Origin of the sequence: Micromonospora echinofusca (assembly GCF_017614955.1) — a bacterium.
Taxonomy (GTDB): Bacteria; Actinomycetota; Actinomycetes; order Mycobacteriales; family Micromonosporaceae; genus Micromonospora; species Micromonospora echinofusca_A.
This window is the reverse complement of the sequence record NZ_WVUH01000226.1, coordinates 1-12,136: the sequence shown is the minus strand read 5'-3', so window position 1 is coordinate 12,136 and position 12,136 is coordinate 1. Positions and strand designations below refer to the sequence as shown.

7 protein-coding genes are annotated in these 12,136 nt (G+C 73.1%); 2 read left to right on the top strand and 5 right to left on the bottom strand.

The genetic code is table 11. The annotated features are described in order from the left end of the window. Positions 1-226 precede the first annotated feature (226 nt). Positions 227-580: an ArsR/SmtB family transcription factor gene (locus GSF22_RS22640; protein ID WP_307804222.1), complete on the top strand. Its 354-nt coding sequence runs from the start codon at positions 227-229 to the stop codon at positions 578-580. A gap of 14 nt (positions 581-594) precedes the next feature. After that, entirely contained in the window at positions 595-1,056 is a 462-nt protein-coding gene (locus tag GSF22_RS22635) for an SRPBCC family protein (RefSeq protein ID WP_208815745.1), read from the top strand. 39 nt (positions 1,057-1,095) lie between these two features. On the opposite strand, the gene GSF22_RS22630 is transcribed toward GSF22_RS22635, so the two are convergent. From GSF22_RS22630 to gltB, 5 genes are all read right to left on the bottom strand, one after another. After that, complete coding sequence (locus GSF22_RS22630) at positions 1,096-1,881, bottom strand: hypothetical protein (protein ID WP_244368225.1); 786 nt, start codon at positions 1,879-1,881, stop codon at positions 1,096-1,098. 3 nt (positions 1,882-1,884) lie between these two features. Then, positions 1,885-4,419: an FtsK/SpoIIIE domain-containing protein gene (locus tag GSF22_RS22625; RefSeq protein ID WP_208815744.1), complete on the bottom strand. Its 2,535-nt coding sequence runs from the start codon at positions 4,417-4,419 to the stop codon at positions 1,885-1,887. 120 nt (positions 4,420-4,539) lie between these two features. Then, complete coding sequence (locus tag GSF22_RS22620; protein ID WP_208815743.1) at positions 4,540-5,340, bottom strand: SGNH/GDSL hydrolase family protein; 801 nt, start codon at positions 5,338-5,340, stop codon at positions 4,540-4,542. Between the two features lie 268 nt (positions 5,341-5,608). Then, positions 5,609-7,087 carry a glutamate synthase subunit beta gene (locus GSF22_RS22615; protein WP_208815742.1) on the bottom strand — a complete coding sequence of 493 codons (1,479 nt, stop codon included), beginning with the start codon at positions 7,085-7,087 and terminating at the stop codon, positions 5,609-5,611. Continuing rightward, positions 7,080-11,798 carry a glutamate synthase large subunit gene (gltB, locus tag GSF22_RS22610; protein ID WP_208815741.1) on the bottom strand — a complete coding sequence of 1,573 codons (4,719 nt, stop codon included), beginning with the start codon at positions 11,796-11,798 and terminating at the stop codon, positions 7,080-7,082. The genes GSF22_RS22615 and gltB overlap by 8 nt, the downstream gene beginning before the upstream one ends. Positions 11,799-12,136 lie beyond the last annotated feature (338 nt).

The window sequence follows — 12,136 nt, the reverse complement described above, 5'->3', positions numbered from 1 at the left end:
GGCGATCAGGGTGGCCAGGGTGGTGGCCGCGATTCCGACCGGTAGGGCGGCGCGGAAGGCGCGTCGGTACACGTCGACTCCTCTGCGGTTCTGGTGCCGGCTTCTGACGGCCCACTCAGTAATCCGCAGAATTCGATGTTAGTCAATATCGCGGGAGGCGGCTTGACGGGCGTCGCCGGAAGCCCTATGTTTAACGCGTTGGTTAATTAACGAGGTGGTTAAGCAGGTGGCGACCGACCGGCTCAGCATGATCTTCGCGGCCCTGGCCGACCCGACCCGCCGGGCGATCCTGGCCCGCCTGGCCGAGGGCGAGGCGACCGTGTCGGAGCTGGCGGAGCCCTTCTCCATCAGCCTCCCGGCGATCTCCCGGCACCTGAAGGTGCTGGAGCAGGCCGGGCTGATCACCCGCAGCCGCACCGCCCAGTGGCGCTCCAGCAGCCTCAACCCGGAGCCACTGCGGGAGGCCACGGCCTGGATGGAGCGTTACCGGCGGTTCTGGGACACCAGCTTCGACCGGCTCGACGCACACCTGCGCCGCCTGCAACAGCCCCAGAGCACCCCCGACGACGAACAGCAGTGAGAGAGGACAGCACCATGGCAGACACCGCCGCCACCACCGAACTGGTCATCACCCGCGTCTTCGACGCCCCCCGCGAGCTGGTCTACCGGGCGTTCACCGATCCCGACCAGCTCGCCCAGTGGTTCGGTCCGGTCGGCTTCTCGGTCCCCCGGGACACCGTCGACATCGACGCCCGGGTCGGCGGGCACCAGCGCTTCACCATGGTCAGCGACCACGATCCGGCGATGTCCTCGACGGTCAACGCCACCTTCACCGAGGTCGTCGAGAACGAGTTGCTGGTCGGCACGGAAACCGCCGAGGGCGTACCCGGTGTGGCGGAGGGCACCGTGTTCAGCCTGCGGGTCGAGTTCCACGACGAGGACGGCAGGACCCGCCTGGTGCTGCGCCAGGGCCCGTACACCGCAGAGATGGAGGGCATGGCCCGCGCCGGCTGGCTCAGCTCGTTCGGCAAGCTGGACACCCTGCTCGCCGGCTGACGCGGTGGCACCGTCGGCGGCTGACGGCGCCACCGGCCGTCAGCCGCCCAGGGCCAGCTCGATGAACCCGCAGTACAGCACCGGTGCGCCGATGAAGGTGACCAGGAAACCGAGGTACCGGTAGCGGGGTGGGGTACCGACCACCAGTGGTGGCCGACCGTACCGGCCGAGCAGCAGGTAACCGGCGAAGAACGCCACGGTGGGCAGACCGGCGAGGGTCCAGGCGAGCTGGGTGAAGGTGTCGATCGCGCCCCACCGGTAGCCGAGATCCAGCAGCAGCATCAGCGGTGCGGTCGCCAGCAGACAGCCGGCGTAGACGGCGAGCGCCCGGGCCAACGGCGACAGGCCGGGCAGCAGCGGGGGCTGCTGGGCCAACGACTCCGTCCGGGCCAACGCGGCCTCGGCGGCGTCCGCCGCCTGCCGGGCCCGGTCCAGCTCGACGGCCGGGTCCCGCTCGACCGGCGGCCGGGGCGCCGGCACCGTCGGGGCCGGGCTGGCCGGCAACGCCACCGTCGCCGCACCACGCGGCAGTTCCGGGTACGCCGGCTGCGGCGCACCCCCGGCCGGCGCGGGCCGGTCCGCCGGTACGGCCGGCACCGGCTGACCGGGCGGCCCGGGAGGGGCCCCGGGCACCACCGGTTCCCCGATCACCTGCCCCAGCTGGCGCAGCCGCACCTCCTGCCCGGCCAGCCGGTGCCCGAGCTGGTCGACCGCACCCTGCAGGGCGGAGCGCCGCTGGCTGTCGGCGGCGGCGGTCCGCTCCCCCGCCCGGCGCAGCTCGGACAGGTGCCGGGCCAGCGCCGCGTACTCCTCGAACGTGGACACCGTCTACCGCTCCTCGTCCCACTCGTAACCGGGCCGGACGAACGGCACGATCAGCCGGGTCCGCTGGTCGTGCCGGTCCACCAGCAACGCGCGGTTGGGCCGTGGGGTGTAGGCCAGGTCCGGCACGCCGAGGTGCAGGCCCAGCTCCGGCCCGGGCACGTTCAACGCCACCAGGCAGGCCAGGTCGTCCCGGTTCTGCGAACCGCCGAGATCCTCGGTCAGCCGGCGCAGCCCGCGCCACCAGCCGAGCAGGTGGACGCCGTACGCCGGGCCCTGGCGGAGCACCCCGTGCAGGTCGTCCAGGCCGGAGCGGAAGGTCTCGTCCCGCAGGCCGAGCACCCCGCTGGCCGCGTCCATCCCGAACACCACCAGGTAGGTGCGCCCGGCCGGGGTCTCCGGCGGCGTGGCCAGGGTCCGCAGCGCCTCCCGCAGCCCGGCGGCGTCCAGCCGGGTCACCGGGTGACCGGCGGCGGTCAGCTCGGCGGCGCAGTCGTCGGCGATCTCGTCGGCCCCGGCGACCAGCGGGGCGAGCAGGAACCGGGCGTCGGCCGGGGCATGCTGCCGGGCCACGCTGACCGTCGCCGCGTGCAGGACGTGCGCGCCGACCACCGAGGTACCGACCACCCCGACGTGCCGGCCGGGCGTGGCGTCCAAGGCGAAGCAGGCCGAGGTGAGATCGACGTCGACGGTCCGGCCGACCAGGGCCAGCGGTCGGCGCCCGCCCGGCCGCAACCCGGGTACGGTCGGGTCGTCGGCGAGGTGGGCGAGTTCGTACCCCTTGAAGACGGCCGGCGCGGGTGCGGCGGCGGCCCGCGACTGCCACAGCTCGTGCCGGAGCTGGGCGATCTCGGCGGCGTGGGCGTGCGCGTCGGGGAACCGGACGACCGTGTTCGCGCCGACGGTACCGGCGGACCGGTTCACGATGGCCGAGCCGACCGGCAGCCCACCGGCGGTGTCGTTGAGCGGGTCGAGCACGCCCGACCCACCGGGCAACGCCACCCGCAGCGGGAACTGCCCGAAGATCGATTCCGCCTTGCCGTAGAGCGCCTCGATGCCGGCCATGCTCTGGCTGGCCAGGACGAGGTGGATGCCGTAGGAGCGCCCCTTGCGGGCCAGTTCCTCCAGCAACGCGGCGGCTTCCCGGGCCACCGCGTCGTTGCCGGCGAAGAGCACGTGGAACTCGTCGACGACCGCCACGACACGCGGCACCGGGGTGTCCCGGGGCAGGTCGGCGAGTTTGGTGACGCCGTGCCGTTTCAGGGCGGCGGCCCGCCGGTTCAGCTCCCGACGCAGCTCACGCAGCACGGCCACGCCGTACTCCCGGTCCGACTCGATACCGACCGCCCGCGCGTGCGGGATCCACGACGGGTCCCGGCCGGTCGGGACGAACTCCGAGAAGCTGACCCCCTCCTTGAAGTCCAGCAGGTAGAGCGACAGCTCCTCCGGCGGGTAGCGGGTCGCCAGTCCGTAGAGCACGTCGAGCAGGAAGACCGTCTTACCGGCGCCGGTCCGCCCGCCGACCAGCCAGTGCGGGGTGGCGTCGTCGAAGGCGAGCACGGCCGGCTCCCGGCCGGCCCGGCCGATCACGGTCCGCAGCCCGTTGGCCGAGGACTCCGCCCACCGCCGCTCGGGCAGCAGGTCGCCCAGGTGCAGGGCGCTGCTGCGCCGGCTCGCCGCCGCCAGGTGTTCGGCGAGCGCGGCGACGGTCCGCTCCGGCGGATCGCCGTCGAGCTGCACCGGGGCGGCCAGGCCGGTGCCGTCGGCGCTGAACGGATGGCCGGGCGGGTCGCCGACGAAGGCGTACCAGTGGTCCAGCCGGACCCGCGTGGTGGCGCCCAGCGGCGGCGGTGCGACCGGGCCGGTCGGCGCGACCGGGTAGCCGGCGAGCAGGACACAGACCGCGGCGGCGGACCCGGCGTGGGTGAGCGCGGCGAGCCGGTGCAGGTCCCGGCCCTGCGGCGCGGAGGCGGCCACGAGCAGCAGCAACTCGCCGCCGGCGGCCTGCTGGGCGGCCCGGGCGTGCCGCTCGGCCTCGTCGAGCACCCCGGCCACCTCGTCGTCGTTGGTCGCCGGTGGGGCCAGTACCCCGGCGTCCACCAGTGGCCGCAGCGGGAGGAAGGTCGCGCCGAGCGCGGCGTGGTCGAGGGCCAGTATCCGGACCGCACCGGCCGGCGCCATGGCCAGCAGGCGCAGGGTCAGCGCCCGCAGCAGCGCCGCCACCCGGGGATCCCGGGCGTCGGACCCGACGGCCAGGTGGTTGCCGCCGGCCAGCGGTACGACCGCGGGGAATCCGCCGTGCGGACCGGTCGCCTCCCCGAGCCGGACCGGTACCGGGGCCCGGGTCAGGTCGAGGGCGCCGGGCGGCGGGGCGGCGATGGCGTCACCGAGGCGGGCCAACCGGTCGGCGAGATCGGTGGCGGCGTCCGGGCCGACCGGTCCGGACGGGCCGGCCAGCAACCTGCGGACCGTGTCGAGGTGCTCGCGGGCCTGCCGGTGGGCGGCGACCGCCTGCCCGTACGTCGTCGCGAGCCTGCCCACCCGTCCCCCAACCCTGCACTCACGCCCGGCGTAGTCGACAGAACACTAACCGAAGCGCGGCGGTGGCCGACAGTCCTGGCAGGACCGTCGGCCGCCGTGTCGCGGTGGGCGGAGGGTGGGTCAGCCGGTCACCGAGTTCAGTGCCGGCAGGTAGCCGTAGCGGTACCCGTCGGCGTTCGGGTGGTACGCCTCGATCAGCCCGGTGACGTCCTTGATCCACGGGCTGGACGCGCAGACGCCGTGCCCGGCGAAGAACGGGCGGGCGTCCACGAAGGTCGCCCCGGCGGCGGCGGCCCGGGCGGCGGTCACCGAGGCGAGCACGTCGGCGGCCTCGTTGAGGATGGTCCGCTTGGAACTGCTCATCGCCAGCACGCCGCACCAGCCGGTCTCGAACAGACGGGGGTAGCCGAGCACGATCAGCCGGGCGTTCGGGGCGCGGGTACGGATCGCCGCGTAGGTGGCGTCGAGCCGGCCGGGCAGTTCGGTGGTGGCGAAGGTCTTGGCCTGGTTGACCCGGTTGGTGCAGTCGGACTCGCTGCCGAACCGGCAGTTCTCCAGGATGGAGGAGAAGCCGGCGTCGTTGCCGCCGATGGTGATGGTGACCATCGTGGTGCTGCTGCTCAGCGGTCCGAGCTGTTCGTTGATCACATCGGCGGTGACCGCGCCGCCGCAGGCCGGGAAGCTGAAGCTGGTCACCGCGTTGGCGGCGGCCCAGAGCGAGGCGTACGACTTGGAGCTGCGCAGGCAGGTGGAGAGGTCGTAGGAGCCGGCGCCGACCCCGGAGGAGTAGGAGTCGCCGAGCGCGACGTAGTTGATGGTGGCGGCGGCCTGGGCCGGGCCGGGGACGAGGACGGCGGCCAGCGCGGTGGCAACGGTGGCGACCGACGCGGCGAGGGCACGCGCCAACGGACGCAGGTGCATGGTGGACGGACCTCCACGGGGCAGGGGTGGGGGGAACCGCCAGCCGCGCGCGTGGCCAGGGCCTGTTACCAGGCGGTAATGGTATCGAAATACATGGATCGGGGGAAGTCGTCGCACGAGGTACCGACCCCTGCTGGGTTCAACCGTGGGTGGGACGCTGTCGAGCTGCTGGCACAGCCGGAGCAGCTCGACAGCGTACGCACCGAAGGGTCGGCCCCCGCGCCGGAAGGGGTTGCGCGGGCGGCGACCGCCGGGGTCGCCGCCCGGGTCAGCGGGCCGCGAGCGGCTGCGCCGAGGAGCTGACCGGCGCCGGCAGCGCGCCGGCTCCACCGAGATGGGCGTGGATCGCGGCGGCAGCCGAGCGGCCCTCGGCGATCGCCCAGACGATCAGCGACGCACCCCGGTGCATGTCCCCGGCGACGAACACCCCCGGTACCCCGGTCTGCCAGTCCGGGCCGGCGTCGACCGCGCCCCGGGCGTTGCGGGTGACCCCGAACTGGGTCAGCAGCGGCTGTTCCTCGGTGCCCTCGAAACCGATCGCCAGCAGCACGAGGTCGGCCGGCAGTTCCCGCTCCGAGCCGGGCAGCACGGTCAGGATCCGGCGCCCGTCCCGCTTGGTGACGGTCACCTCGGCGACCCGGACCGCGCGGACCGCACCGGTACCGTCGTCGACGAACTCCTGCACCGCGACGGCGAAGACCCGCTCGCCGCCCTCCTCGTGCGCCGGGTAGCTGCGCAGGATCCACGGCCAGGTCGGCCACGGGTCACGGGCCTCGTCCCGGGCGCGCGGCGGCTCCGGGTACAGGTCGAGCTGGTGGACGCCGGCGGCGCCCTGCCGGTGGGCCACGCCCAGGCAGTCCGCCCCGGTGTCGCCGCCCCCGATGATCACGACGTGCTTGCCGGCCGCGTCGATCGGGGCGTGCTCGGCCCGGCCGTTGACCACCCGGTTCGCCCCGACCAGGTGCGGCATCGCCTGGTGGATGCCGCGCAGCTGACGCCCCGGGGTCTCCGGGGTGTCCCGGCCGGCGAGCGCGCCGCAGGCCAGCAGTACCGCGTCGTACCCGGCGCGCAACTGCTCGGCGGTGACGTCCACCCCGACGTTCACGCCGGTGCGGAACTGCACCCCCTCGGCGGCGAGCTGGGCCAGTCGCCGGTCGATGTGCGACTTCTCCAGCTTGAAGTCGGGGATGCCGTACCGCAGCAGGCCACCGATCTCGTCGTCCCGCTCGTACACGGTCACCGCGTGCCCGGCCCGGGCCAGCTGCTGGGCGGCGGCCAACCCGGCCGGACCCGAACCGACCACCGCGACCCGCCGGCCGGACGGCGCCGGTACCGGCTGCGGGGTGACCAGGCCCCGGTCGAAGGCCGCGTCGATGATCTCGACCTCGACCTGCTTGATGGTGACCGGTTCGCCACCGGCGATACCGAGCACGCAGGCCGCCTCGCAGGGCGCCGGGCAGAGCCGCCCGGTGAACTCCGGGAAGTTGTTCGTGGCGTGCAGCGAGTCGATCGCCGCCGCCCAGTTGCCGGTCCGGACCAGGTCGTTCCAGTCCGGGATCCGGTTGCCCAGCGGACACCCGTCGTGGCAGAACGGGATGCCGCAGTCCATGCACCGGGTGGCCTGCTCGCGGACCAGCTCCGCACCGGCCGGCGGGTACACCTCCCGCCAGTCGCTGATGCGGACCGGCACCGGGCGCCGGGCGGGCAGCCGCCGGCCGTAGCGCAGGAAACCGTTCGGGTCAGGCACGAGCCACCTCCTGGGACGGGCGCGGCAGGGGCCGGACCGGCACCGTCGGTGCCGGCGCGGCAAGGGCGCCCATCACCGCATCGTCGACGTCGTGGCCGGCGGCTTCGGCGGCCCGCATGATCTCCATCACCCGCCGGTAGTCGCGGGGTACCACGGCGGTGAACTCCTCCACCGCCTCCGGCCAGCGCTTGAGCAGGTCCTCGGCGACCGCCGAGTCGGTCTCGGCGAAGTGCCGCTGCACGAGACTGTGCAGGGTGGCCCGCTCGTCGTCGTTCGGCGGGGCCAGGTCGACCAGTTCCCGGTTGACCCGACTGGTGTCCAGCCGCCACACGAAGGCCGTACCACCGGACATGCCGGCGGCGAAGTTGCGCCCGGTGGGCCCGAGCACCACCACGGTGCCCCCGGTCATGTACTCGCAGCCGTGGTCGCCGACCCCCTCGACCACGGTCACCGCACCGGAGTTGCGGACCGCGAACCGCTCGCCGACCCGGCCCCGCAGGAACAGCTCACCGGCGGTGGCGCCGTACAGGATGGTGTTGCCGGCGACGATCTGGTCCTCGGCGCGGGCCCCGGCCGGGGCGTCCGGGCTGACGAACGGCGCGGCGGCGTCCGGCCGGACGATGATCCGCCCGCCGGAGAGCCCCTTGCCGACGTAGTCGTTCGCGTCACCGTGCAGCCGCAGGGTCACCCCGCGCGGCAGGAACGCGCCGAACGACTGGCCGGCGGTGCCGCGCAGCACGAACTCGATCGTGTCGGCGGGCAGGCCCGCCCCGGCGTACCGGCGGGTCACCTCGCCGCCGAGCATCGCGCCGACGCTGCGGTGCTCGTTGCGCACCGCCACCTCGGCCCGGACCGGCGTGCCGTCGCTCAGGGCCGGGCCGGCCAGCGCGATCAGCTCGTTGTCCAACGCCAGTTCCAGGCCGTGGTCCTGGGCCCGGATGCCGCGCCGGGCCGCGCCCTCGGGCAGTTCCGGCAGCTCCAGGACCGGGCCGAGGTCGAGGCCGGCGGCCTTCCAGTGCGACACGGCGGGGGTGAAGTCGAGCAGCTCGGTGGCGCCGATCGCCTCCTCCAGGGTGCGGAACCCCAGCTCGGCCAGGTACTCCCGGACCTCCTCGGCGAGGAAGAGGAAGAAGTTCTCCACGAACTCCGGCCGGCCGGTGAAGCGTTCCCGCAGCACCGGGTTCTGGGTGGCGATCCCGACCGGACAGGTGTCCAGGTGACAGACCCGCATCATGATGCAGCCGGAGACGATCAGCGGGGCGGTGGCGAAGCCGTACTCCTCGGCGCCGAGCAGCGCCGCGACCACCACGTCCCGGCCGGTCTTGAGCTGCCCGTCGACCTGCACGGTGACCCGGTCGCGGAGCTTGTTGAGCAGCAGCGTCTGCTGCGCCTCGGCCAGCCCCAGCTCCCACGGCGTACCGGCGTGCTTGAGCGAGTTGAGCGGGGACGCGCCGGTCCCGCCGTCGTGCCCGGAGATCAGGATGACGTCGGCCTTGAGCTTGGCCACCCCGGCCGCGACCGTACCCACGCCGACCTCGCTGACCAGCTTGACGTGTACCCGGGCCGCCGGGTTCACGCACTTCAGGTCGTGCACCAGCTGGGCGAGGTCCTCGATCGAGTAGATGTCGTGGTGCGGCGGCGGGGAGATCAGACCCACGCCGGGGGTGGCGTGCCGGGTCCGGGCGATCCACGGCCAGACCTTGTTGCCGGGCAGCTGGCCACCCTCACCGGGCTTGGCGCCCTGGGCCATCTTGATCTGGAGGTCGTCCGCGTTGACCAGGTACTCGCTGGTCACCCCGAACCGGCCGCTGGCGATCTGCTTGACCGCCGAGCGGCGGACCGGGTCGTAGAGACGCTCGACGTCCTCGCCGCCCTCGCCGGTGTTGGACTTGCCGCCGAGGCGGTTCATCGCGACCGCGAGGGTCTCGTGCGCCTCGGCCGAGATCGAGCCGTACGACATGGCGCCGGTGGAGAACCGCCTGACGATCTCCGACGCCGGCTCCACCTCGTCCAGCGGTACCGGGGGGCGGACCCCGGTACGCAGGCTGAACAGCCCGCGCAGTGAGCCCGCCTCGGCGGCCAGCTCGTCGACCCTGGCGGTGTACCGGCGGAACACGTCGTACTGCCGGCTGCGGGTGGCGTGCTGGAGCAGGAAGACCGTCTCCGGGTTGAACAGGTGCAGTTCGCCCTCGCGGCGCCACTGGTATTCGCCGCCCACCTCCAGCCGGCGGGGCGCCTCGGCACCCGGAACCGGCCAGGCCCGGGCGTGCCGGGCGGCGACCTCGGCGTGGATCTCGGCCAGCCCGATACCGGTGATCCGGCCCGGGGTACCGGCGAAGTAGCGCTGCACCAGGTCGGCGTCGAGCCCGACCGCCTCGAAGACCTGCGCCCCGCAGTACGACGAGACCGTCGAGATGCCCATCTTCGACATGATCTTCAGGACGCCCTTGCCGAGCGCCTTGACGTAGTTGCGGACGGCGACGGCCGGCTCCACCCCGGTCAGCGTCCCCGTGGCGATCAGGTCCTCCACCGACTCGAAGGCCAGGTACGGGTTGACCGCCGCCGCGCCGTACCCGATCAGCACCGCCGCGTGGTGCACCTCCCGGCAGTCGCCGGACTCGACGATCAGCGCCGTCCGGGTCCGGGTCTGCTCGCGTACCAGGTGCTGGTGGACGGCGGCGGTGAGCAGCAGCGACGGGATCGGGGCGAGGTCGGCGTTGGAGTCCCGGTCGGAGAGGACCAGGATCCGCACGCCGTCCTCGATCGCCTCGGAGACGTGCCGGCAGATCTCGGTCAGCCGGGCCTTGATGCCGGCCGCGCCGTCCCGGACCCGGTACAGGCCGGAGACCCGGACCGCTTTGAAGCCGGGCAGGTCACCGTCCTCGTCGATGGAGAGGATCTTGGCCAGCTCGTCGTTGTCGATCACCGGGTAGGGCAGCACGATCTGCCGGCAGCTCGCCGGGCCCGGATCGAGCAGGTTGCCCTCCGGCCCGATGGTGGACGCCAGGCTGGTGACCAGCTCCTCCCGGATCGCGTCCAACGGCGGGTTGGTCACCTGGGCGAAGAGCTGGTGGAAGTAGTCGTAGAGCAACCGGGGCCGGGTGGACAGCGGGGCGATCGGGGTGTCCGTACCCATCGAGCCGATCGGCTCGACGCCGGTGCGTGCCATCGGCGCGAGCAGGATCTTCAGCTCCTCCTCGGTGTAGCCGAAGGTCTGCTGCCGGCGCTGCACCGAGTCGTGGGTGTAGACGATGTGCTCGCGGGCCGGCAGGTCCGCCAACTCGATCAGGCCGGCGTGCAGCCAGTCGGCGTACGGCTCGGCGGCGGCCAACTCGGCCTTGATCTCGTCGTCGTGCACGATCCGACCGGCGACGGTGTCGACCAGGAACATCCGGCCCGGCTGCAACCGGCCCTTGGCGACCACGCCGGCCGGGTCGAGGTCGAGCACACCCGCCTCGCTGCCCAGGACGACCAGCCCGTCGGCGGTCTGCCACCAGCGGCCCGGACGCAGGCCGTTGCGGTCCAGCACCGCCCCGACGATCTCGCCGTCGGTGAAGGCCACCGACGCCGGGCCGTCCCACGGCTCCATCAGGCTGGCGTGGAAGCGGTAGAAGGCCCGCTTCTCCGCCGACATCCCCGGGTCGTTCTCCCACGCCTCGGGAATCATCATCAGCACCGCGTGCGGCAGACTCCGGCCGGCCAGGTGCAGCAGTTCGAGGACCTCGTCGAAGTTGGCCGAGTCGGAGGCGGCCGGGGTGCAGACCGGGAAGACCCGCTTCAGGTTGCCGGGGATGTGCGGGGCGGCTCCGCTGCCCCTGGTGGAAGCGCCGCTGGCCAACATCGCTTCTCTGGCCTGCATCCAGTTCCGGTTGCCACGGATGGTGTTGATCTCACCGTTGTGCGCGATGAACCGGTACGGGTGGGCCAGCGGCCAGGACGGGAAGGTGTTGGTGGAGAACCGGGAGTGCACCAGGGCGACCGCGCTCTCCACCCGCCCGTCGCGCAGGTCCGGGAAGAACGCGGGCAACTGGTCGGGGGTGAGCATGCCCTTGAAGACCATGGTCCGCGACGACAACGACGGGAAGTACGCCGGTACGCCCCGCTCGGCGGTCTCCCGCTCGGTCTGCTTACGGACGCAGAACGCCACCCGGTCCAGGTCGATCCCGGTCAGCGGGGAACCCGCCGGCCCGGCGGGCGAGTCGGTGAGGCGGTGCGCGGCGAGGAAGAGCTGCCGGATCCGGGGACGGGCCGCCTCGGCGGTCTCCCCCAGGTCGGCCGGGTCCACCGGGACGTCCCGCCAGCCGAGCACGTCCGCCCCCTCGACCAGGGCGTACTTCTCCAGCACGGTCCGGGCGCGGGCCTCGGCACCATCGTCGTCGGGGAGGAAGACCAGGCCGGTGGCGTAGTGGCCGGCCGGGGGCAACGGGAAGTCCACCACCGCACGCAGGAACGCGTCCGGTACCTGGATCATGATGCCCGCACCGTCGCCGGTGTTGTGTTCCGCGCCCCGCGCCCCACGGTGGTCGAGCCGGCAGAGCGCCGCCAGGCCCTTGGCGACCACGTCGTACGAGCGCCGTCCGTGCAGGTCAGCGACGAAGGCCACCCCACAGGCGTCGTGCTCCTGCGCGGGGTCGTAGAGACCCGAGGCGGGCACCCCCGCACCGGCGAGCGGCGGGGTGGACTGCGGCTGGAGAGGGTACGGAAAGGCCACCGGGCCTCCTGTCGTCACTCAGGTCGGAACAAAGGTCGGGACGACGTCGGCCCTGATGGGTCTATTGAGTCTACGTTAGGGTCCGCAGGGCAAGGCCAGTACGGATTGATCACACTTCCACTATCTGGGACTACAGTCCCGCGCGGTGGATCCGGCGTCTACGGACGCCCCCGTCCGCGTCGCACTCTCCCATGATGCCGCACCACCTACCGACCCGCCCACCTGCACGTGGATCATGGAGTTGTGGTGCCCCACAAAAGCCGTGAATCGAGTGACAACCCCCACCGTAACTCCATGAACAACGAGGCGAGGCGTAACGGAGTGGGGCGGGGTGGGTC

Excerpts from the sequence above, each read along its gene's own strand:
- GSF22_RS22620 (WP_208815743.1), bottom strand. The coding sequence starts at position 5,340 with ATGCACCTGCGTCCGTTGGCGCGTGCCCTCGCCGCGTCGGTCGCCACC.
- GSF22_RS22635 (WP_208815745.1), top strand. The coding sequence starts at position 595 with ATGGCAGACACCGCCGCCACCACCGAACTGGTCATCACCCGCGTCTTC.